This is a genomic window from Micromonospora carbonacea (assembly GCF_014205165.1).
GTDB lineage: Bacteria > Actinomycetota > Actinomycetes > Mycobacteriales > Micromonosporaceae > Micromonospora > Micromonospora carbonacea.
The window spans coordinates 2,378,142-2,400,873 of record NZ_JACHMZ010000001.1 but is presented as its reverse complement, the minus strand read 5'-3'; the positions used below and the strand labels follow the sequence as shown (position 1 = coordinate 2,400,873).

General features: G+C 72.4%; 15 protein-coding genes. 6 read left to right on the top strand and 9 right to left on the bottom strand.

What is annotated here, in order from left to right; translation table 11 throughout:
* Window position 1: 1 nt before the first annotated feature.
* From HDA31_RS10435 to HDA31_RS10395, 9 genes are all read right to left on the bottom strand, one after another.
* Window positions 2-1,087, bottom strand: a complete 1,086-nt coding sequence (locus HDA31_RS10435) for a Wzz/FepE/Etk N-terminal domain-containing protein (RefSeq protein ID WP_178064893.1) — start codon at window positions 1,085-1,087, stop codon at window positions 2-4.
* A complete protein-coding gene (locus HDA31_RS32915) occupies window positions 1,084-2,583 on the bottom strand; it encodes an O-antigen ligase family protein (protein WP_178064892.1) in 1,500 nt (499 codons plus the stop codon). Before HDA31_RS32915 ends, HDA31_RS10435 begins: the two co-directional genes overlap by 4 nt.
* Before the next feature lie 64 nt (window positions 2,584-2,647).
* On the bottom strand, window positions 2,648-3,874 hold the full coding sequence (locus tag HDA31_RS10425; RefSeq protein WP_178064891.1) for a glycosyltransferase family 4 protein: 1,227 nt from the start codon (window positions 3,872-3,874) through the stop codon (window positions 2,648-2,650).
* Between the two features lie 305 nt (window positions 3,875-4,179).
* Window positions 4,180-7,398: a ThuA domain-containing protein gene (locus tag HDA31_RS10420; protein ID WP_178064890.1), complete on the bottom strand. Its 3,219-nt coding sequence runs from the start codon at window positions 7,396-7,398 to the stop codon at window positions 4,180-4,182.
* Window positions 7,399-7,775: 377 nt separating this feature from the next.
* Window positions 7,776-8,888, bottom strand: coding sequence for a sugar phosphate isomerase/epimerase family protein (locus HDA31_RS10415; RefSeq protein ID WP_246383854.1), 1,113 nt, complete (start codon window positions 8,886-8,888; stop codon window positions 7,776-7,778).
* A gap of 424 nt (window positions 8,889-9,312) precedes the next feature.
* Window positions 9,313-9,894 (bottom strand): TlpA family protein disulfide reductase, encoded by a 582-nt coding sequence (locus HDA31_RS10410; RefSeq protein ID WP_178064889.1) that lies wholly within the window; start codon window positions 9,892-9,894, stop codon window positions 9,313-9,315.
* Complete coding sequence (locus HDA31_RS10405) at window positions 9,891-10,343, bottom strand: hypothetical protein (protein WP_178064888.1); 453 nt, start codon at window positions 10,341-10,343, stop codon at window positions 9,891-9,893. The genes HDA31_RS10410 and HDA31_RS10405 overlap by 4 nt, the downstream gene beginning before the upstream one ends.
* 76 nt (window positions 10,344-10,419) lie before the next feature.
* The gene (locus HDA31_RS10400; RefSeq protein WP_246383853.1) at window positions 10,420-12,465 is read right to left on the bottom strand and encodes a M6 family metalloprotease domain-containing protein; all 2,046 of its coding nucleotides are present in this window, start codon (window positions 12,463-12,465) and stop codon (window positions 10,420-10,422) included.
* 278 nt (window positions 12,466-12,743) lie between these two features.
* The gene (locus HDA31_RS10395) at window positions 12,744-13,661 is read right to left on the bottom strand and encodes a dihydrodipicolinate synthase family protein (protein ID WP_178064887.1); all 918 of its coding nucleotides are present in this window, start codon (window positions 13,659-13,661) and stop codon (window positions 12,744-12,746) included.
* A 221-nt stretch (window positions 13,662-13,882) separates the two neighbouring features.
* Here HDA31_RS10395 and HDA31_RS10390 point away from each other — a divergent pair, with 221 nt between their 5' ends.
* The 6 genes from HDA31_RS10390 to HDA31_RS10365 all read left to right on the top strand — a co-directional run bounded on the left by HDA31_RS10390 (window position 13,883) and on the right by HDA31_RS10365 (window position 22,710).
* Complete coding sequence (locus HDA31_RS10390) at window positions 13,883-15,115, top strand: PucR family transcriptional regulator (RefSeq protein ID WP_178064886.1); 1,233 nt, start codon at window positions 13,883-13,885, stop codon at window positions 15,113-15,115.
* A 377-nt stretch (window positions 15,116-15,492) separates the two neighbouring features.
* Window positions 15,493-17,928, top strand: a complete 2,436-nt coding sequence (locus HDA31_RS10385) for a M14 family metallopeptidase (RefSeq protein WP_178064885.1) — start codon at window positions 15,493-15,495, stop codon at window positions 17,926-17,928.
* A gap of 376 nt (window positions 17,929-18,304) precedes the next feature.
* Window positions 18,305-19,288, top strand: a complete 984-nt coding sequence (locus HDA31_RS32910; protein ID WP_178064884.1) for a Gfo/Idh/MocA family protein — start codon at window positions 18,305-18,307, stop codon at window positions 19,286-19,288.
* Window positions 19,289-19,298: 10 nt separating this feature from the next.
* Window positions 19,299-20,222, top strand: a complete 924-nt coding sequence (locus tag HDA31_RS10375) for an ABC transporter permease (protein WP_074473024.1) — start codon at window positions 19,299-19,301, stop codon at window positions 20,220-20,222.
* A 3-nt stretch (window positions 20,223-20,225) separates the two neighbouring features.
* Entirely contained in the window at window positions 20,226-21,173 is a 948-nt protein-coding gene (locus HDA31_RS10370) for an ABC transporter permease (RefSeq protein WP_219824889.1), read from the top strand.
* A gap of 22 nt (window positions 21,174-21,195) precedes the next feature.
* Complete coding sequence (locus tag HDA31_RS10365; protein ID WP_178064883.1) at window positions 21,196-22,710, top strand: ABC transporter substrate-binding protein; 1,515 nt, start codon at window positions 21,196-21,198, stop codon at window positions 22,708-22,710.
* Window positions 22,711-22,732: the final 22 nt, after the last annotated feature.

Here is a 22,732-nt window from a genome sequence, read left to right as displayed (position 1 = left end):
CCTACCGGTGCCGGGAGTGCTGCTCGGGCACGCTCGCCGTGACGGCCGGCAGCACCGCCGTGTCGTCGCTGCCGCGCCACCCACCGGCCGGGGCCGCCCGACCGACGGCCGACGGCTGGCCGGCCCGGCGACTGCGCGACAGCCACTCCAGCACCGCGACCAGGAGCACGGCCAGCAGCAGACCGGCGCCGAGCACCGGGAGCACCAGGCCGACCAGCGCCTTCACCCGGGACACCGGCTGCACCTCGCCGACGCTGGTCACCTTCTCCGGGTCGGCGGCCTGGGACTGGGCGCGGGCCTGTTGCAGCCGCTGCCGGGCCGAGGCCAACGCGCTGGCTGCGCTGTCCCGCTGCGCGATCAGCGCCTGGTAGTCGGGCAGCTTCGGGCCGAGCCCGTCGAGCCGCTTCTGCCCGGCGCTGATCGACTCGGCGGCGGCGTTGGCCCCCCGGGTGTTGCCGACCGCCTGCATCTGCAACTGCTGCTGCCGCAGGCTGGCGATCTCCTGGAGGGTCGACTGGTAGAGCTTGTCCGGCTGGCTGACCTTGTTGGCCTTCTCCCAGTCGTTGATCGCCCGGGTGGCGGTGGTCAGCTCGTCGGTGGCCGTCTTCACCTCGTCGGTGGCGATGCCGACCTGGCTGGCGAAGAGGAAGGCCAGGGCCCGCTTGCCGGTCGCGGCGAGCACCGGGTCGACCGTGGACCGGTCGGCGGCGGTGTAGGTCACGGTGAGCTGACTGCTCGCGCCGACCTGCTTGACCGCCAGCCCGTCGCGCAGCGTGTCGGCGGGCACCCCGGTGTCGGCCGCCACCTGGTCGACCACCTGCGGGGAGGTCACCGCCGCGGCGAAGGCTGCCGCGAACTGGCTGGCCGCCTGGGTGCCGGTGTACTGCTGGGCCGCGCTGCCGCCGACCAGGGCGGGCGCGGCGACGTACGAGGTGGCCGCGTACTGCTGCGGGCCGAGCAGGACGACCAGCGCGGCCGCCGCCCCGGCCACCAGCGGAATGCCCACCAGCAGCCAGAGTCGACGCCGCGCGACCCGCAGATAGTCGACGATCTCCACCCTGCCGCTCCCCACTGCTCGTTGCTTCATCGGTTGTGCCACCCGGTGCCCACCGGTCTGGGCGTCGCCACCCGGGTCGGCTCGGCCGGTAGCCCCCGGGCGACCGCGCCGGCTGCCGCGGCGAACGCCGCGAAGTACCACAGGGTGACCACGTTCGAGATCACGTTGGACGCCGCGCTGACCGCGACGAAGGCGACCGCGCAGCCCAGGAACCCGATCGCGATCCCCCGGCCGAGGCTCCCCGGTGGGGCCCGGCGCAGCGCGTTCAGCCCGGTGTGCAGACACAGCGCCAGCATCGCCAGGTACGCCAGCAGCCCGGCCAGCCCGGTCTCCACGTACGCGCGCAGGAAGTCGTTGTGTGGCTTCTTCGCCTCGTCGGCCTCGAACTTGGTCATGTTGGGGCCGATCCCGGTGACCGGGTTGCGGTTGGCCAGCGACACGATCTCCGACCAGTAGCCGACCCGCCAGGCGAGGGTGTTGCCGGTCGGGCCGCCGCCCACGGCAGTGCTGTCGGCGAGCTGCCCGAAGCGGTGCGCCACGCTCGGCAGCAGGGCCACCCCGGCCACCGCGACCAGGCAGAGCGCCACCAGCATCCGCCGGCTGCGGTGCAGCACCGCCACCACCAGCAGGCCCAGCCCCGCGCCGAGGATCGCGCTGCGGGTGTTGGTGAGCAGCAGGAACAGCAGCGACGCGGCGAGCAACGCGCCGAGGCCGAGCCGGAGCCGGCGGCCCAGGTAGCGGTGGATGCCGAACCCGAAGATCACCATGAACATCAGGTAGCGGCCGAAGGTGGTGGACTGGCCGAACGGCCCGCTGATCCGGGTGAAGCCCCCCTTGACCTCTGCCGGTGGGTGGCCGAGCAGGGACAGCACGACGGTGTAGCCGACCGCCAGCGCCAGCGAGGCGTACGCGGCGAGCAGCACCCGGCGGACCGCCGGCAGGTCCGGCATCAGTTGCTCCAGGACCACGAACATCACCACCACGGTGCCGATGCGCAGCGCCTCCAGGGCGCTGGGCACCGGCTGGGCGGCCCCCGCCGCGCTGACCAGGGAGGTGGCCCCGACCAGCAGCATCGCCACGCCGAGCGGCGAGCCGCGCAGCCGGCCCCGCTGGCGGAGCTGGGCGGCGAGCCAGAGCCCGGCGGCGAGCAGGAACAGCACCGCGAGGATCGTCGACGGGTCCATCGCCCGGGTCGCCGCCGCGCCGTCGGCGCGGCCGGCCGTCGGGCCGCTGAGCTTGAACAGGTCGACGCAGGAGCGGACCGCCAGCATCAGCAGCACGTACGCCGCGAACCGGGTCAGCGCGAGGACGCCGACGGCCAGCCCGGCGAGGACCGCCAGGGGCAGCACCGCGCCGACCCGGCCGCCACCGGTGGCGGCCAACCCGACGGCGACCGCCGCCACGGCGCAGAGCAGGGCCGCGCCGACGGTCAGCAGGCGGGCGGTCGGATCACCGGCGGCCCACCGTCGCCGCCCGCCGCCGGGCAGGGCGAGGTCACTCTCCGTGCCGTGTCGCTGTCCGTCCACCGCTCGCCGACCACTCGTTTCCAGGGAACTGTTGCCGGTCGCCGCCGACGGCCGGAGGAACGGCCTAATCTAACGGTCGCCGAGGTCGGGGGGCATGGGCCGTTACGCCGACCGTGGGCGACCCAACGTCCGGTTCCCCCCGGCGGGGGGCGCGCAGGGCCAGCGAGAAGTAGAGTTCCTCCAGCTCACGGGCGGCCGCGTCCCAGCTGTACTCGGCGAGCACCCGGTCCCGCAGCAGCGCGGCGCCGGCCCGTTCGGCAGGCAGGTCGGCGGTCACCGTGTGCAACGCGCGGCGCAGGTCGTCGACGTCGCCGTCGCGGAACAGCCGCTGCCCCGGGCCGTCGCGGTCGAGCATCTCGCGGTGGGGTTCGATGTCGCTGGCCACCACCGGCAGGCCGTACGAGGCGGCCTCCAGCACGGTCAGCGGCAGCCCCTCCAGGCGGGACGGCTGCACGAAGGCCGCCGCGTGCGAGTACAGCTCGGCCAGCACGTCGCCGTAGACGAAGTCGGTGAACACGATGCGCGGGTCGTCGCCAGCGGCGGCGCGGAGCTGGGCGACGTACCCGTCGGTGAAGGCCGAACCGCCGACGATGGCCAGCCGCAGGTCGGTCGGCAGCTGACGGAACGCCCGCACGAGCAGGTCCGCGGCCTTCTCCGGGACGAGCCGGCCGACCAGCAGCAGGTAGTTGCCGGGGCGCAGGCCGAACCGGGACAGTTCCCGGGGCGGCAGGTGGGTGGGGGCGACCACCCCGTTGGGGATGTAGCGGGCGGGCCGGCCGAACCGGCTGGCGTAGTGCGCGGCCAGGCCCCGCGACACGGTCACCCGGGCGTCGGGCAGGTGCCCGCTGAGCCGGTACGCGGTGCCGAGCACGGCCTGCGCCGCCCGGCCCCACTTGTCGCGCTGGTTGTCCAGCCCGTGCACGGTGAGCACCACCCGGGCCCGGGAGGCGTACCGGGCCAGCGGCGCGGTCAGCACCGGGCCGAGGCCGTGGTAGTGCACGATGTCGGGGCGCTCGGTCAGCGCCGCCACGGTGGAGGTGGCCGAGTGCACGATGGCGTCGAGGTGCTTGCTGGGCACGGTGCGGGCCCGCCGTAACCGGATGCCCCGGTGCCGGGTCTCCTCGACCGCGCCGTAGCTGTCCCGGCAGTAGACGGTCACCTCGTGGCCGAGGCCGGCCAGCCGGCTGGCCATCTCCTCGACGTGCCGTTCGATCCCCCCGTAGGTGGCCGGCACGCCCTTCTGGCCGATCATCGCCACCCGCAGGGGACGCCAGCCCGGCGGGCAGGTCACGCCCGGCCCCGGGCGGTCGGGGCGGGGCTGTCCCCCTCGGTCGGCGGCATCGTTACGGAACGGCACGGTCCCCCCTCGTTTTCGCTGCGTGCCGGGGCGGGGCGTGGCCCCCGGGCGCACGGGACGCTAGATCATCGACGGTCGGCCGGCCACTGGCCGGTCAGTCAGACCTGGTCGGCCACCGTCGCCACCGGCCGGGTCGGGCACCTGCGGGTGCCGCCCGGCCGGGTGCCGGTGGCCGCCCCGGTGCCGGTGCGACGCCGGGAGGACGGAGTCTCCGTCCTCCCGGCGTCCGGGCGGTGACGTCAGGAGGTCGGGCCGCCGAACTCCACCCAGTTGAGGTTGAACAGGCTGGTCGTGGGTCCGCCGGAGACGGGCTTGAAGACCAGGTAGAGCGCGTGCGTGCCGGCCGCCTGGCTGACCGGGAAGGTCTGGCTGGCCCAGGCGCTGGTGCCGGTGGTCGCGTTGAGCGTCGCGCTGGTCACCAGCTCACCGGTCGGCGAGTCGAGCCGCAGCTCGACGATGCCGCGCGGGGTTCCGGCGGTGGCCGTGGAGCCACCGGCGTACCGGAAGGTGATCGTGTCGATCCCGCCCAGGTTGATCGGGTCGAGCGCGATGTGGTCGCCGTCGTCGATGCCGGCCACGTGCTGGCCGCCACCGGCGTCGGTGGTGTTCGCCAGGCTGACGCCCTGCTGCACCTGGGCGAACTCGGCCTGCTGCCGGAAGGTCTGCAGGACCACCTGGTCGAGGGAGGACAGCGCCGGCTGGCCGTTGGCGCCCTTGTCGGTGTAGGTGGCGCTGATCGCGCCGTACAGGTAGCCGCCGGCGTGGTCGGCGCCGTCGGCCGGGGTCTCGAACGAGCCCGAGCAGCCGTTGGCGTCGCTCATGCCGTGGCCGTGGGTGTCGTGGCCCAGCACGAACGAGACCGTGACCCGGCTGCAGTCGATCGGGCCGTCCTCGGGGTCGGTCACGGTGACCGTCCACGGCACGGTGTCACCCCAGTTGAAGAAGGTGCCGGACAGCGGCGAGGTGACCTTCACGGTGGGCGCGGTGTTGCCCACCGTGATCTCGCGGGTGAGCACCGCCGTCTTGCCGCTGGAGTCGGTGACCGTCAGCTTGGCGGTGAAGACCCCGTTGGTGGTGTAGGTGTGCGACGCGTCCCGCTCGGTCGAGTCGGTGGTGCCGTTGCCGTCGAAGTCCCAGGCGTAGGTGATGGTCTCACCCGGGTCCGCGTCGTAGGAGCCCTCCGCGGAGAACTGCACGGTCAGCGGCGCCTGCCCGGAGGTCGGGCTGGCGTGCAGCTCGGCCACCGGGGCGCGGGTGCCCTTGGCGTAGCGGATCACCGACAGCGCGGCGTCCGGGTTGGCCCGGAAGAAGCCGTCGCCGTACTCCAGCAGGTAGAGGTTGCCGTCCGGGCCGAACTCCATGTCCATCGGGTTGTCGAAGACGAAGCCCGGCAGGAACTGCTCCACCCCGACCAGCTTGCCGCTGCCGTTGGTGCGCATCATGAAGATCTTGTCCCGGGTGAACTCCCCGAAGACCACCGCGTCGTGGTAGTACTCCGGGAACTTGGTCTCGGAGGCCAGCGCGGCGTCGTACTTGTAGACCGGGCCGCCCATCGGGCCCACGCCGCCGGTGCCGAGCACCGGCCACTGGAACTCACAGGTGCCGGGCGGGTTGGCCAGGTACGCCTCGGCGCAGGTGGTGGTGGCCCGGAAGGTGTAGTTGAGCTGCGGGTCCTGCACCGGCGGGAGGACGCGACGGCCGGTGTTGCGCGGCGAGTCGTTCACCGGCGCGGCGCAGTTGAACGCGCCCTTGGACTGCTTGGTGACGAAGTCGTAGTCGATGTACGGCAGCGTCGGCGAGTAGCAGTACGGCCAGCCGAAGTTGCCGGCCTTGTTGGTGGCGATCCACCGACCGGTGCCCTCCGGCCCCCGGGCCGGGTTCGGCACCTGCGAGTCCGGCGAGTAGTCGCCGATGTAGACGAAGCCGCGGGAGTCCACGTCGAAACGGAACGGGTTGCGCAGACCCATCAGGAAGATCTCCGGGCGGGTCTGGTCGTCGCGGTCCTCGGACTCGGGGAAGAGGTTGCCGGCCGGGATGCTGTACGACCCGTCCGCCTTCACCTTGATCCGCAGCACCTTGCCCCGCAGGTCGTTGGTGTTGCCGGCGGACCGCTGGGCGTCGTAGCCCGGCCCCTGCGTCGGCGACTCGTTGATCGGGGTGAAGCCGTCCGAGCCACCGGCGTTGGTGTCGTCACCGGTGACCAGGTAGAGCAGCCCCTTGCCGTCGAACTTGACCTCACCGGCGACGTGGCAGCAGATGCCCCGGTCGGTGTCGACCTTCATGATCTTCTGCTCGCTGGCCAGGTCCAGGTGCGGGGTCGGCTCCTCCACGAACTTGAACCGGGAGAGCTGGTTGTGGCCCTTGTAGACGTCCCACGCGGTCGGGTCGGTGCTGGTCGCCGGCGCGTCCGTGGTGGGGGTGTCGAGCTTCGGCGCGTAGTAGGCGTACACCCACTTGTCGGTGGCGAAGTCCGGCCCGATGGTGACCGACTGGAGGCCGTCCTCGTCGTGCTGGTAGACGGGGATGGTGGTGATCACCGGGCTGGCGCCGGTCTCCGGGTCGTACAACCGGATCTCACCCGCCCGGGTGTTGTGCAGCACCCGGCCGTCGGGCAGCACCGACAGGGTCATCGGCTCGCCCGGCTCGTCGTTGAGGATGACCTTCTCGTAGTTGGCCTTGACCGTCGCCCCGCAGTCCCCCTCGACGATGCCGGCCGACCACTGGATCGCGCCGAGCAGGTGCTTGCGGAACACGCCGTTGGCGTACGTGTCGGCGGAGTCGCCGAGCCCGGTGTAGAACGACCGGCCGCCCTGGAAGTCCTTGCACCAGGAGATCGGGTGGTCGTAGCCCATGGTGCCGCCGGTGAACGTCTTCTCGTCCACCGTGGCCAGCACGTGCGCGGTGCCCCGGACGTTGGTGGTGAAGTTGTACCACTGGTCGTTCAGGCTGACCTGCCGGGCGAGCGGCTTGCTCGCCGGGTGCGCCCGGTCGGCCACGTCGATGCTCGCCGGCCCGCTCGACGCGGTGCCGGCGGCGGTGGTGCCGACGATGTCGCGGTAGAACGTCCACGACGGTTCGGCCTCGACCGCGGCGTGCACGCCGAGGTAGCCGCCACCGTTGCGGATGTAGCGCTCGAAGGCCGCCTCCTGGCTGCTGTTGAGCACGTCGCCGGTGGTGTTGAGGAAGACGACCGCGCCGTAGCTGGCCAGGTTGTCGTCGGAGAACGCGGTCGAGTTCTGGGTGACGTCGACGGTGAAGCCGTTGCCGTTGCCCAGGGTGCGGATCGCGTTGACGCCCTTGTCGATCGACGGGTGACGCTCACCGTCGGTCTTGGTGAACACCAGGACGCTGGTCTTGTCCTGGGCCGGCTGGGCCAACGCCGGGGCGGCCGCGGCGAGCGGGACGACGATCCCGACCCCTGCGATCGCGGCGAGCCATCGGTGTACCGATCTTGCCATCTGGTTCCTCCGGTGGGGGGACGATGTGCTGCCTGCTCCGGGCGGGTCGCCGGGGCCACCCGGGTGGTCTGTGCTGCGTCTCGCTCTCCGGTGGGGTCGGGACGACGCCGTCCCGGCCCCGTGCGGTTCGCCGACCGGGGAGCTGCGTGCGGCCTGGGCCCGTGCCGGGGCGCGCGGCAGCGCGGCCCGGGGTCACGGGTCGGAAGAGGTGACGGGCTACGGGGGCGGTGCGCCCGGTCGCCGTCCGGGGCCGCCGGGCGGCGCGGACGGTCGGGGCGGGGCCCGGGAGAGGTGGCGGTCACGTCGGGGGACGCGACCGCCACCTGGGTGCCGGCGGCGGTGCGGCCGGGCGGTGCCCGGCTACGGCCGGCGGGCGGTCAGTCGTTGGTGTAGATGGTCAGGTCGGCCATGTTGGCGTAGCTGAGCCGGGCGAAGTCCAGCGACTGGCCCGGGTTGGCGGTGCCGCCGGGGGCGGTGTCCATCTCCCAGTTGGCGTGGTGGAAGTCCGACTCGCCGATGGTCTGGAAGAACTGCTGGAAGTTGATGTCGCCCTCACCGAGCGGGATCATCTCGTAACCGTTGGGCAGCGCGGTGTTGCGGTTGCCGTCCTTGGCGTGGAACAGCGGGAACCGCTTGGTGCGCCGGGCCACGTTCAGGATCGGGTCGAACAGCGAGGTCTTCTGCTGGCCGGCCGAGTTGGTGTACGTGGTGTGCTTGTGCCGGGCCACGTACGCCCAGTAGATGTCGCACTCGAAGAAGACGTACTTCGGGTCGGTCTTGGCGAAGAAGTACTCCAGCCGGCGCACGCCGGAGGAACGGGTGGGCTTGCCGTTGGCGTCCAGCGGGCCGCTGTCGAGCAGGAACGAGTAGGCCACGTCGTGGTTGTGGGTGTAGAGGCGCATCTTGCGCTCCTTGGCCTGCCGGCCGAGCTCGTTCCACAGGTCGGCCGCGGCGTCCCAGTCGGACTGGTAGGCGCTGTTGGTCGGGTCGCTGCCGGTGCCGATGTTCTTCATGCCGAGTTCCTCGGCGATGTCCAGCTGCTGCTGGAACGTGGCCGCGTTGATCGACGTGTGGGTGCCGTTGGCGACCAGCCCGTTGTCGTCCAGGATCTTGCGGATCTCCGTCGGGGTGATCTGCCGGCCCAGGATCGAGGTGTGCTGGTTGTAGCCGGCGAACTCGATCTCCTTGTAGCCCATCTCGGCCAGGCTGGCGAGCACCCGCTCGAAGCCGTAGGGCACGCCGCTGTCGTCCGGGGCGGCGGAGATCCGGTCCCGGACGCTGTAGAGGATGATGCCCCGGTTCTGCGTCGGGATGAGCGGGTCGACCCGCCACTTGCCGTCCGCGCGGGCGGGACCGTTGGTCTGGAGCACCGGCAGGCCGGCCGCGCCGAGCACGGCGGCGGCACCGGCCGACGCGGCCAGCAGCCGACGGCGGGTGACCTGGGCGCGGTACTGGGGGTCGGAGGCCATACGGCGCTGATCCTCGTTCACAATTTCCACCTTTCGAAAGCGGCCCTGCGGACCGTGGAGACGTGCGAAGTCCTGCTAGGAGGGTCGAAGGACCTGCGCCGCCGAATACGCGTGGCCCGGTAGATGGCTGGTCGATCAAGGGGTGATGTCAACCGTGTTACGTCCGTGAACCGGACACTAACGGTGGCCGACGGCTAAAGATAGACCTCGAACGGAGAAACTTTTGTTCGCGCGAACAGAAGTTCCCGATGGTCGGCGGGGAGCGGCCGGACGGTCGCCCGCACCGGCCTCCCCCGTCGATCCACCGGCCCCCACCAGCGCGAACACCGACCGCGACGGACCGAGAGGGACCCAGGCACGCCGCAGGGCGCAGCGTCGACCTCCCGTCGGTTCGACGCCACGCCCGCACGGGCCGGCGGGGGCCGGCCGTCCTCACCCGGGGCGGCTACCCGGAGCCGGCCAGCACCAGTTCCCCGAGCCGCTGCTCCAGCGCCGCCGCGTCCAGCCCACCGGGCCACCCGCGCAGCAACGCGCCGCCCTTGGCGACCAGCACGACGGCCGGTGGTTCCCGCACCGCGTACGACCGCCAGATCGTCTGCTGCTCGTCCACGACGACGGGATACTCCACCCGGTGCGCACGCAGGTAGTCCTGCAACTCGTCGGCCTGGTCGGCGCCCGCCACCCCGACGAAGACCACCCGGTCCCGGTGGCGGCGGGCGAGGTCGCTCAGCGCGTCCTGCCGGTCGACGCAGGTGGTGCACCAGGAGCTGAAGAAGGTGAACACCACCGGTCGGTCGGCCCACAGCCGGGCGGCGGTGAGCGGGGTGCCGTCGGTCAGCCCACCGGTGAACGCGGGGGCGGCCGGCGCGGTGCCGGGCGCCGGGCGCAGCGCCAGGTCGGCGGGGACCGGGCCGGGCAACGTCGACGCGCCGCCGGCGAGCGCCGGTGCGGGCTCGGCGACCGGCCGGGCGGTGCAGCCGGCCAGCACCAGCACCGCCAGCAGCGGCGCGAGCAGCCGCCGCCTCACGTCGGCACCACCGCCACCAGCGCCGGACCCTCGCTGGTGTCCGGGGTCAGGTCGAGCGCCGGCCGGCCGGCCACCTCCAGCCGGTACCCGGCCCGCTGCGGCACCTGCACCGGCACCGCGAACTCGCAGTAGGTCGGCACCCGCTCCACCCCGAGGTCCTCGGCGAAGGCGGCCACCGCCGTGCCCGCCGGCAGCGTCCCGGTGACCAGGGCCGCGCCGTCCGGGTCGAGCACCCGGAACGGCGCCCGGTGGTGGAAGTACAGGTACGGGCCGGTGCCGGCGCAGTCCACGCCCTCGGCCCGGATGTTGATGTCGCGGACCAGCACCCGGACGGTGGTCTGGGTGACCGCCTCCGGTTCGGCGTCGGGGCCGCCGCAGCCGGTGGCGCCGGCCAGCAGCAGGATCGCCAGCGCGCCGACACCGCGGCGGGCGCTCGTGGTCAGCCGCACGTGGTCTCCTCCCACCCGCGCCGTGGGTCCGTGGCGGCCTGCGCCACCACGGACCCACGGCGTCGGTCGATTCCGGTCAGGACTTCTCCACCCGGCACTGCTTGGTCACCGTCTTCGACGGGTCGCTCTCCGAGGTCGCGGTGAGCTTGACGAAGCCGGTGTCCGCCGCGGCGGCGGTGGCCCCCACCGACACCCGGACGGTGGTGGACTTGCCGAACTGGGCGGTCGCCAGCGGGTTGGGCAGCCAGGTCCGCCAGCCCTTGCCGGCCACCTCCGCCGAGAGCCGGTAGACGTCCGACTTCAGGTACGCGGTCGCGTCCTCCGGGTGCTGCTGCCCACCGGCGGAGTAGCTGCCGCTGTTGGTCAGCTCGAACGAGCAGGTCACGCCCCGGTTGGTGGGCTTGCCGGTGCTGGTCACCTCGCCCTTGCCCAGGGTCACGCCGTGCGTGCTCGGGCCCCCGGTGCCGTCCAGCGACCGCACCGCCACCGTGTACGACAGCGAGCCGGCCGAGTCCCGCTTGAGGTCGATGATGTAGAAGTGCAGCCGGTTTGCCTCGTCGACGTACTCGTACTGGCTGCCGGTGTCCGCCCCGGCGTGGAACAGCGCGTCGGAGAGCTGCCGGTAGTCACCCATGGTGATCTTCTGCGGGGTGCCGTCCGGCCGGTAGAAGTCAATCATGTCGATGTCCTGCGGGTTGGCGTCCACCACCCACTGGAACGGCGCGCTGTCGGCGTTCTTGGTCTTGCTCAGCAGCACGCCCCGGTCGGGGGTGAACGAGTCCGCCCCCATCCGGTCGACGACCTCGACCGTGTAGTTGTTGAAGCTCCCGCCGTCGCACAGCGGGTTCGTGGCGACCGTGCAGGCCGGCGAGAGGTCCTTGTTCAGGGCGATGTTCACCCCGGTCAGCCCCTTCGGGCCGGCGTCGACCGCACGGGCGGTCACCTGGGCGACGACCAGGCCCGAGGAGGCCAGCGCCTCCCGGGACAGCCGCAGCACGTGCTCCTCACCGAGCAGGCCGATCTTGAGCTTGTCCCGCACCGTGTGCAGCGACCCCATCGAACCGCCGTTGGTCGGCGGGATCTGCCAGCGGGTGTGCGGGCCGCCGGGTCCGTTGAACGAACCGCGCGACATCATGCTCCAGATGCCGGTGTACGCCCTTCGTAACGGCTCGCCGTACGGGTTGTTGTAGTTGTCGCCGATGCCGAGCAGGTGGGTCAGCTCGTGGGCGTACACCCCCATGCCGGAGCTCTCCCCCTGGGTGGAGGAGCCGGAACCGGCGTTGGGCCACAACGTCGCCGCTGCCTTCCAGGAGGTCCACTCCACGTAGCGGGTCTTGGCCCAATTCGGCAGGTTCGGGTCCGGCGGGCCCCAGGAATCCGGCACGTCCTCCTTGTTCTGGAAGATCATCTGCCCGAACTCCTGCCAGGTGGACGACTCGTCCTGCCCGGCGCTGAGGATGAAGACCAGCTCGTACTGGTTGGCGACCTCGTCACCGACCGCCGCCCGCCAGGCGCCCAGCCCGTCGGTGCGGATGTTCTTGTTGCAGGTGTCCCCGCTCGGGCAGGCGCCGGGGTTGAAGCTGTTGTCCAGGCCGTACTGGTAGGACTTCGCCGGCATCTGGTACGGCCCGAACCCGGCCAGGTCCACGCCGTAGCGCCCGTTGGAGTCCTGCATCCAGTACTCGTGCAGGGTGTGCCCCTTGTTCAGGGTGTTCGGGGTGTTGAGGAAGTCCTGGTAGAACTTCGGCACGTCGGCGCGGGGGATGTTGGCCGCGACCGACTGGGGGTTGCCGAAGACCGTCGAGCGGGCCCGCTGGGAGACCGCGAACGTCTGGTCGGGATAGTCGAGCGCGACCAGGGCGATCTTGAAGTTGCGGATCGAGCCCCGCACACTCGGATCGGCCCAGTTCCTGCCGGGAACCGCCTGGTAGTCGTCCCAGGTCATGGTGTCGGGGTTCTGCCAGGCCTGCGGGTCGAGGACCTGGAACGGCGCGGTGCCGCCGGCCGGATTGGCCGGGGCCGCGGCGGCCTGCGTCGAGGCGGTCGCCACGAGCGTGCCGGCCAGGACCGCGGCCAGCACGCGACGCCGCAGTCGGGGGGTGTTGCGGGGAGCACGGTGCACGGGTTCACCTCTCGTCGGGAGGGACGCGGCCGCCGGTGACCGGTGTCCCGAGGGATGGCCGCCGGGACAGCCGCGCACCGGGCCGCGCAGCGAATCTAGGAGGACGGGCCGGGGCGGGTCACCGTGCAGATGTCGGCAGGTGAACCGGCGGCTTCCGACACCTGAAGGACCGGCATCCGGCCGCGACCGGCCGGGGCGACCGGCCGGGGCCCCGGACCGGACCGGCCGGCCCGGCCCGCCGGTGCGCCCCGGGCACCGGCCGGAGCAGCCCGGACGGTTCAGCGGGGACGGCCGTCGGCAACCGGATCGATGGTGACGGACAGGGCCCGGACCAGGTCCCGGCGCAGCCGGGCGGCGACCGGCGGCGGCAGCGGGCCGCGCGGCGGGCGGCACCGTCCACCGAACCGCCCGGCACAGTCCATCGCCAGCTTGATCGCCTGCACCGCCTCCGGCCGGGAGCCCCAGCCGAACGCCGGGTGCAGCTCGGCGTAGAGCGGCAACGCGCGGGCCAGGTCACCGGCGGCACAGAGGTCGTAGAGGCGCAGGGCCTGCCGGGGCAGCGCGTTGGACAGACCGGCGACCCAGCCCCGGGCCCCGCACAACACGAGTTCCAGCAGCACGTCGTCCGCGCCGGCCAGCACGTCCACGTGCGGGCAGAGGTCCCTGATCCGGTGCACCCGTCGGACGTCACCGGAGAACTCCTCGACCGCGACGATCCCGTCGGTCTCGGCGACCCGGGCGAGCAGCTCCGGGGTGAGGTCCACCCGGGTGTCGTACGGGTCGTTGTGTGCCACCACCGGCAGCCCGACGGCGGTCACCTCCCGGTAGTGGGCGACCACGTCGGCGTCGCCGGCAGGGTAGCCGTCCGGGGGTGGGGCGAGCACCCCGTGGGCCCCGGCGGCGGCGGCCTGCTCGGCCCAGCGGCGGGACTGCCGGCTGCCGTACCCGCCGACGCCTGGCAGCACCGCGCAGCCGGGCGGCGCGGCCTGCACCGTCGCCCGCACCACGTCGGCCCGCTCGTCGTCGGACAGCGCCCGGTACTCCCCCACCGACGCGCACGGGGTCACCCCGTGGCACCCCGCCTCGGCCAGCCAGCGCACGTGTTCCTGGAGCCGGTCGAAGTCGACGGCGAGGTCGTCGCGGAACGGTGTGGTGACGGCGACCAGCACCCCCCGCCAGGGCCTACCAGCTGTCACTCGGGCGTTCCCTCCTGCGCGCCGGCGGCCCGCTGCCCACCGCACCGGAACCTTACGATCGGCGATCACGGCGGCGCTTCGGACAACTGCCGGAACAGTCGCCCCGGGGGCCGTCCTTTTGTCGGTAGATCCCCGGTGGACCTTGCGCCCGGGGCCACCGGCCGCAGAGGGTAGGGCACCGGCTGTCGCACCCCTGCCGCGCAGCCAACCAGGGGAGATCCATGCACGGTGAGCTTCAGCGCATAGTCGATGCCGTCGCCGCCCGGGTGGGGCGTCCCGCCCTCATCGAGGACCGGCGGCAGCGGGTGGTCGTCTACAGCGAACACGACGGGCCGATGGACGAGGTGCGCCGGATGTCGATCCTGCGCCGGCAGACCACCCCTGAGGTGATCGCCTGGTTCCGCCGGATGGGCGTGCTCACCGCCCGTGAGCCGGTGCGCACCCCGGCCGACGTCGACCTCGACCTGCTCCCCCGGGTCTGCGTGCCGATCTGGCACGACGACCTGCTGCTCGGGTTCGTCTGGTTCATCGACGACGACGGGTCGATGACCGACGCCGACATCGCCACCGCGACCAGCGCCTTCACCGACCTGTCGCTGGCCCTCTACCGGGAGAACCTGCTCGGTGAGCTGGCCTCACAGCGGGAGTCGGAGGCCACCCGGACGCTGCTGGTGGAGAGCGCGCAGGCCCGCACGCACGCCGTCCGGGCGCTGCTGGAGGAGGGCACGGTCGCCGGTGACGGCCCCACCACCGCCGTGGTGGCCCAGCTCGTCCCCGCCGCCGGGCGGCACCTCGACGAGGTGGCCCGGATCGCGCTGGAACAGGCGCTGGTGGCGACCCGGCGGTGGCTCGGCGTGCGGGAGTCGCTGCACATGGTCTGGCCCGACCACGGGGTGCTGCTGATCTCTGGCGGCCGGATCGCCGGCCAGCCCACCCCGAAGGTCGCCGCCGAGCATCTCGAAGAGGCGCTGGCCCAGGCGACCCGGGGGCTTTCCTCGGTGGAACGGACGGTGACCGGGATCGGCCAGTCCCGCCCGGGGCTGGCCGACGCGGTGGAGTCCTACCGGGAGGCGGTGCAGGCGGCCCGGGTGGGCGTGCAGCTGCCGGCGCTCGGCCGGGTGGTCTCCTGGTCCGGCCTGGGCATCTACCGGGTGCTGTCCCAGCTCGACGGCCGGGACCTCGACGCCGCCGGGGTGCACCCCGGGCTGGAACGGCTGCTGCGCGACGACGCCCACCAGGTGCTGCTGGAGACCCTGGAGGCCTACCTCGACCTGGCCGGCAACGCCCACGCGACCGCCGAGAAGCTGCGGCTGCACCGGACCACCCTCTACTACCGGCTGCAACGGGTCGAGCAGCTCGCCGACACCGACCTCAAGGACGGCAACGAACGGTTGTGCCTGCACCTGGCGATGAAGCTGGGTCGGCTCACCGGCCACTACCGGTCGGGGTCCTGACCGTCGCCGCCGGATCGACCGTCGGGAGAGGACACCCGCGCCGCCGCGCTGTGACAGTCCGTGTGCGGCCGGACAGATCATTGACAGATCAGAGCAGGCACGGCCAGGATGGGCGCACCGATCGGCAACGCCCCCACGACCTACCGTAACCAGGTTCGCCCCCCGCCCGTCACGCGGACCGGATCGGCGCCGGTCCGTCGCATCCGCCCGTTCGGGAGACATCCCCGTGTCCCCCGTCGTCCGCGGGTGGACGTCGTGTTCGGTCGCCACCGTCGCCCGACTGTCGGCGTCCGACCTCCCTGTTTCGCACACCCGCCCGACGGCGGGCGCTGCCGCGCGCCGTCGGCCCGTCTCGCACCTGAGGAAAGGTGGCCCGAATGTCCCGTTCCGCGCTCCCCCGCCGCTGGCGGCGGCTACCCGCCGCCACGGCCGCCGGCGTGGCGTTGCTGCTGATCGCCGGCCCGGCGACCGCCGGCACCGCCGCCCCGCCCGACCGGGAGGCCGACGCCCCGGTCGTGCTCGAACGTTCCGCCGACGAGCAGGCCGACGTGGTGGAGGTGACGGTCGACGGCAGCGCCCAGCTGGACGCGCTGGTCGCCACCGGCGTCGACCTCGACCACCACGTCACCCCCACCGAGGCGGGCATCGTGGTGCACGCCGTGGTCACCCCGACCGAGGTCGCCGCGCTGAAGCGGATGGGCTACCGGGTCGGCGCCGTGTTGCACGACGCCGCCGACTCCGCGCAGCGGATCAGCGAGCGGGACGCCACGATCGCCGCCCACCAGGCCGAGAACCGGGCGTACACGGCGACCCTGGAGCGCAGTGCCGCGACCTCCGACGTGAAGATCATCCGGGCCGACTACTACACCTCCGGCACCAACCAGGTGCTCTCGGTCGAGGCGAAGTGGGCCCAGGGGCAGACCTCCACCAGCGCGCTGACCGTGGCCCGAGACAGCGGCCCCGGCACCGAGATCGGCACCGGCGGCACCCAGAACATCTCCCGGTTCGTCGACGCCGGGGTCTACCTCTACCACCGGGGCGCCGCCGCCGTCACCGCCCGGCCGGAGCGCATCCAGATCACCAGCCCCACCGGCGACGTGGCGGTCGCCGAGGTCAAGGAGTGGCTGCCGATCCCGGCCGACAGCCCGGAGGGCCCCGGCTACCAGAAGGACTTCGTCACCAGCTACCTCACCCCCACCGAGCTGTACGACCGGATCAAGCGGCTGGCCGACGCCTACCCGCAGCTCGCCGAGGTGGTGAAGCTGCCGTACCAGACCAACGGCTACCGGCGTAAGGCGCAGGTCGTGCTCGGTGGGACCAGTGCCACCCGGGTCGCGGTCGACTCGCTCGCCTGGGGGCACGAGGGCGGCAACGACATCACCGTCGAGCTGGCCGACCCCGGCGCGGCCGACCGGCCGCTGTCGGTCACGGTGACCGGCAAGGCCGTCCGGGTCAGCCTGGCCACCGACGCCGCCGGGGCGGTGACCAGCACCGCCGCCCAGGTCGCCGCGGCGCTGACCGCCGAGGCGGGCGCGCTGGTCACGGCGTACACCTATCGGGGGGACGCCGGCGCCGGGGTGGTCGCGCCGGTCGCGCCGACGCCGCTGTCCGACAACCTGAAGGCGCCGGCCGGGGTTTCCCGCGACCCGCACCCGGTGTACGCCATCCGGATCGGCAAGTACCGCGACGGCTCCCGCACCGGGGTGCTCGCGTACGCGCAGGAACACGCGCGGGAGTGGGTGCCGCCGCTGGTGACCATCGAGACCGCCGAGCGGCTGCTGCGCAACCACGCCACCGACGAGAACACCAAGCAGTTGCTGCGCACCCTGGACATCTGGATCGTCCCGTCGATCAACCCGGACGGCGGGCACTACTCGTTCTACGACTACGCCTCGCAGCGGCGCAACATGACCAACCACTGCGCGCCGGGCGGCGCCACCGACGCGCTGGCCCGCAACTCGTGGGGCGTGGACAACAACCGCAACTACTCCGAGTACAGCCTCTTCGACGGCTACTCGGGGGCGTCGGCGAGCTGCACCGGCGACACCTACGCCGGGCCGAGCGAGCTGTCCGAGCCGGAGAACCGCAACGTCGACTGGCTGGCCCAGCGGCCGAACATGAAGTTCTCGATGAACCTGCACTCCTCCGGCAACTACTTCATGTGGTCGCCGGGCGCGTACGCCACCCCGGGCCGGGTCTCCGCGCCCCGGCCGACGCTGGCCGAGGAGTCGTTCTTCTGGGGCGCGTCGTCGCGCATCCTCACCGCGATCAAGCGGCACCGCAACATGGCGGTCACCCCGGCGCGGACCGGCCCGATCTCCGACGTGCTGTACTCGGCGGCCGGCAACTCCGGCGACATGCTCTGGTACAAGTACGGCATCTACGCCTGGAACTTCGAGGTCGGCACCAGCTTCCAGCCCACCTGGGAGGAGGCGCACCAGGAGACCATGGAGTTCAGCAACGGCCTGGTCGAGCTGCTGCGGGTGGCCCGGGACTACGACAAGGACAAGAAGCGCCCGACCAGCACCCTGTCGGTCACGCCGAGCGCCACCGAGGGCGCGGTCAGCGTCCGGTTCGACGTCAGCGAGCCGGCGGCGGTGTTCTACACCCTCGACGGCAGCCGACCGACGTTCGAGTCCACCCTGTACGCCTCGGCGGGCATCCGGGAGGGGGCCGAGACGCTGACCGTCCCGGTCGGCACCAAGATCCACTGGTTCTCGGTGGACGCGGCCGGCAACATCGAACGCAACTACCGGCCGGACGAGGACAGCAAGACCTTCAACCGGGGCTGGGCGACCCTGCCCACCGGCTGAGGCCCGGAACGCGCCAGCGGGGGTCCGCGCCGCGGACCCCCGCTGGTCGACCCCGCCCGACCCGTGACCCGTCAGCGGTGGCAATCCGTCGCCACCTCGTCCCCGCGAAACCGGAACATGCCCGAGCCGCAGAACCGCGGCTCGGGCATCTTCCGTTGTGCCGTCGACCGGCTCGCCGGGCACGTGGCGACCCAGGCTGCCGCTCGACGGGCGGCGGTCGCCCGCGCGGATGACCACCGCCGATCATCGATCCCGCAGGTAGGGGGCCCGATGCGGAGGTGAATTCGCGTCTTGCGCGGCCCGGACCACAGGTGTACAACTATCGGAGCTAGGTACACATCTAGCTTTCGTTGGTACGCAACAGTGGGGGCCGGGTGTGGACCGCTTAAGGGTCGGTGTCGTCGGAGTCGGGGTCCAGGGACAGCTGCACGCCCGTGCGCTGCGCGACGTGCGGCAGGCCGAACTGGTCGCCGTCGCGGACGTCTCGCCGCGCAACCGGGAATGGGCCGAGACCCACCTCGGCGTCCGGGCCGTCCCGGACGTCGTCGACCTCCTCGACCAGGTCGACGCGGTGAGCATCTGCACGCCGGACCACCTGCACGAGGACGCCACCCTCGCCGCGCTCGCCGCGGGCAAGCGGGTGCTGCTGGAGAAGCCGATGGCGCTGTCGCGGGCCAGCTGCGACCGGATCATCGCCGGCCGGCCCGATCCCGACGCCCTGATGATCGGTCACGTGCTGCGGTTCGACCCCCGGGTGCGGCGACTGCGTGAGGTGGTGCGCTCCGGCGAACTCGGGGACATCTGGCACGTCAAGGTGTGGCGGTGCACCTCGCAGGCGGTCGGCGAGGGGATCTGGGACCGGACGTCGGTCGCCTGGTTCCTCGGCATCCACGACGCCGACCTGCTCCGGTTCGTGACCGGCCGCGAGGTCGAGGTCACCAGCGCGGTCGGCCGCAAGGTGCTCTCGCCCAGCCACGACGTCGTGCACGCCACGGTCCGCTTCGACGACGGCGCCATCGGCACGATGGAGAACAACTGGACGCTGCCGCACTCCCGCCCGTCGCGGGCCGACGCCGGTCTGCGGATCGTCGGTGAGCACGGGATCCTCGAGATGAACCTCTCGCACAACGACCTGCTGTACGCCCACCGCGGCGGGGCGGCCAGCTTCATGGACACCTACTTCTGGCCCAGTCGCGACGGCGGCGGCGCCTACAACCTGCGGTCCGAGCTGGAGGCGTTCGTCGACGCCGCGCTGACCGGCGGGCCGACACCGGTCAGCGGCGAGGAGGGCCGCGCGGCCGTCACCGTCGTCGAGGACATCGAGGCGGCGCTGGCCGGCGACCCGCCGCCCGGCAACTGAGGGGTCCGAGATGCTGCGGTACGCGCTGCGTCGCCTCGCGATCTCGGTACTCGTCCTGTTCGGCGCGGCGACGGTGGTCTTCTTCGCGATGCGGGCGGTCTCCGGCGACCCGGCGACCGCGGTGCTCGGCCCGGACGCCGACCAGTCGGCCGTCGAGGCGCTGCGCCGGGAGTACGGGCTCGACGCCTCACTACCCGTCCAGTACGTCCAGTTCCTCCGGCGGGCCGTCACCCTCGACTTCGGTGAGTCGTTCCGGCTCCACGACGCCGCGACGAACCTGGTGCTCACCCACCTGTCGGCGACGGCCGCCCTGGCCCTGACCGCCTTCGCCATCGCCCTGGTCCTCGGGTTCGCCCTGGGCACCCTGGCGGCGACCCGGCCCAACGGCGTAGTGGACCGGGTGGTCTCGGTGCTGTCGATGCTCACCCAGTCCCTTCCGACGTTCTGGGTCGGCATCATGCTGATCCTGGTCTTCTCCCGGTTCCTGCACCTGCTGCCCAGTTCCGGCGCGGGGTCCCCGGCCGCGATGGTCATGCCGGCGGTGACGCTCGCGCTGCCGCTGCTCAGCGTGGTGCTCCGGCTGGTGCGCTCCGGGCTGCTCGACGTGCTGCACGAGGACTACGTGGTGACCGCCCGGGCCAAGGGCCTGTCCGAGACCCGGGTCGTCGGCTGGCACGCGATGCGCAACATGCTCATCCCCGTCGTCACCGTGGCCGGCCTGGAGTTCGGCAGCCTGCTGGGCGGCGCGGTGATCGTCGAGACCGTCTTCGCCTGGCCGGGGGTGGGTCGGCTGATGACCGACGCCATCGCCGCCCGCGACTACTCGGTCGTGCAGGCCTGCGTGATCACCGTCGCCGTGATCTTCATCGTCATCAACCTGCTCGTCGACCTGCTGTACGTCCGGCTGGACCCCCGGGTCCGCGAGAGCGTCTGAGAGGTGACCACCGTGTCCGACGGCGTACCCGGCTCGGCCGTGCTCGGCACACCGGTCGTGCCCACCGACGGCGGCCCGCCCGACGGGGCCTCGACCCCGCCGGCCGCCCCACCCCGCCGCCGACGTCGCCGGCTGCGGCTGTGGCTCCCCCTCGGGGTGATCGCCGGCTACCTGGTGGCGGGGGTGATCGGGCCGCTGGTCGCCCGGTACGACCCGATCGCGACCTCCGTCGCCGACCGGCTGCTCCCCCCGGGCAGCCGGATGTCCGACGGCGGCCTGGCCCTGCTCGGCACCGACCAGGTCGGCCGGGACCTGCTGCCCCAGATCATGCAGGGCGCCCGGATCTCGTTGCTGGTCGGCGCGGCGACCCTGCTGCTGGCCGGCACCGTGGGCGCCGCGCTCGGCATCCTCTGCGGCTACCTCGGCGGGGCGGTGGACGCGACCCTCATGCGACTGGCCGACATCCAACTGGCCTTCCCGTCGATCCTGCTCGCCGTCTTCGTCGCCGGCGTGCTGGGTTCCAGCGTCACCAACGTCGTGCTCACCCTGTCCATCACCACCTGGCCGATCTTCGCGCGGGTGGCCCGGGCGCAGACCCTGGCGACCCGCTCCCGGGACTTCGCCAACGCGGCCCGCACCCTCGGCGCCGGCCCGTGGCACGTCGTGCGGCACTGCGTGCTCCCCGCGGTGGCCAGCCCGTTGCTGGTCATCGCCACCGTCCAGCTCGGATTCGTCATCGTCGCCGAGGCGTCGCTGAGCTTCCTGTCCCTGGGCATCCCGGCCGGCACGCCGAGCTGGGGCACCACCATCGCCAACGGACGCGACTACCTGGCCAGCGCCTGGTGGATCGCCACCCTGCCAGGCCTGGTCCTGGCCGTCTTCGTGGTCTGCGTCGGCGTGCTCGGCGACGAACTACGGGACCGCTCCGACCCGAACCTCTCCACCCGGTAACCCGTCAGCGAAATGGGCAGACATGAGATCTTCGACCACCCGACTCGGCGCGCTGGCTCTCGCCGCCGTGCTCGGGCTGACCGCGTGCTCCTTCGGCTCCGCCGACCCCGCCGGTGACGGCGGCGGCGTCACCACCCTCCGGGTCGCCAACCCGACCCCGGTGGTCTCGTTGAACCCGTTCGCCGCGAACTCGGCGGACCAACCCACCCTCACCGTCGTCCAGGAGGTCTTCGAGACCCTGGTGGTCCGCCAGGACGGGAAGATCGCCCCGAAGCTCGCCGAGAGCTGGACCAACCCCGACCCGTTGACCTGGCAGTTCGTGCTGCGCAGCGGCGTCACCTTCGCCGACGGGACGCCGATGACCAGCGCCGACGCCAAGGCGTCGCTCCAGGCGCTGATCGACGGCAAGGGGCCGCTGGCCGGGCTGTGGGCCACCGTCGACGACATCCGCACCCCCGACGAGCGCACCCTGACCATCCACACCAAGAGCCAGCTCGGCACCGTGCTGAGCAACCTCACCCTGCTCTGGATCGCCCCCGCCGCCAAGATCGGCGACAGCGCGTTCTTCGACGCCCCGTACGGCACCGGCCCGTTCAAGGTCTCGTCGTTCACCGCCGGCCAGAGCGTGAACCTGGTCCGCAACGACAAGTACCGCGGCGACCAGCCGAAGCTCACCGGCATCTCCTACCGCTACATTCCCGAGGTGTCCGGCCGGGTGACCGCGCTGGCGAACAACGAGATCGACGTGACCTGGGGCCTGCCGCCGGACCAGCTCACCGGGCTGCGGGACAACAAGGACCTGACCGTCAAGTCGTTCCCGACGTACGCCAACTACTACATCTGGTTCAACAGCTCCCGCAAGCCGTTCACCGACGCGCGGGTCCGGCAGGCCATGTGGCACGCGGTCGACTTCGCCAAGATCAGCAAGTCGCTGTTCGACCAGGCCGGGACCCCGGCCACCGGCCCGCTGCCGGAGGCCGTGTTCGGCGCCGCCGGGCAGAACCCGTACGCCTACGACCCGGCCCGCGCCCGGCAGCTGCTCACCGAGGCCGGCTACCCGGACGGGTTCAGCACCACGATGATGTGGAGCAGCGGCTGCTGCACCAACGGCAACTCCTTCGCCGACGCGATGATCAGCGACTGGGCCAAGGTCGGCATCGTGGTCAAGCCCCAGGAACTGGAACGGGCCACCTGGCTGGACAAGCTGCTCAAGCTCGACTGGGACAGCACGATGACGACCGGCAGCACGATCACCGGCGACGCCGACTTCACCCTGGCCCGGCTCTACCTGTCGACCGCCAAGCGCAACGGCTACGCCAACCCGGAACTCGACCGCATCCTGCTCGCCGCCCGCGCCGAACTCGACCAGGACAAGCGGGCCACCCTGTACGCCCAGGCCGGCAAGATCGTCTGGGACGAGGCGGTGGGCATCTTCCCGCTCGACCTCAACGGCAACGTCGTGCTGCGCGGCACCGTCGAGGGGTTCACCCCGACCCCCAACGACCTGCCCGACTTCGCCGGCGTATCGCTGCGCTGACCCGAGAACCGGACCCGGAGGA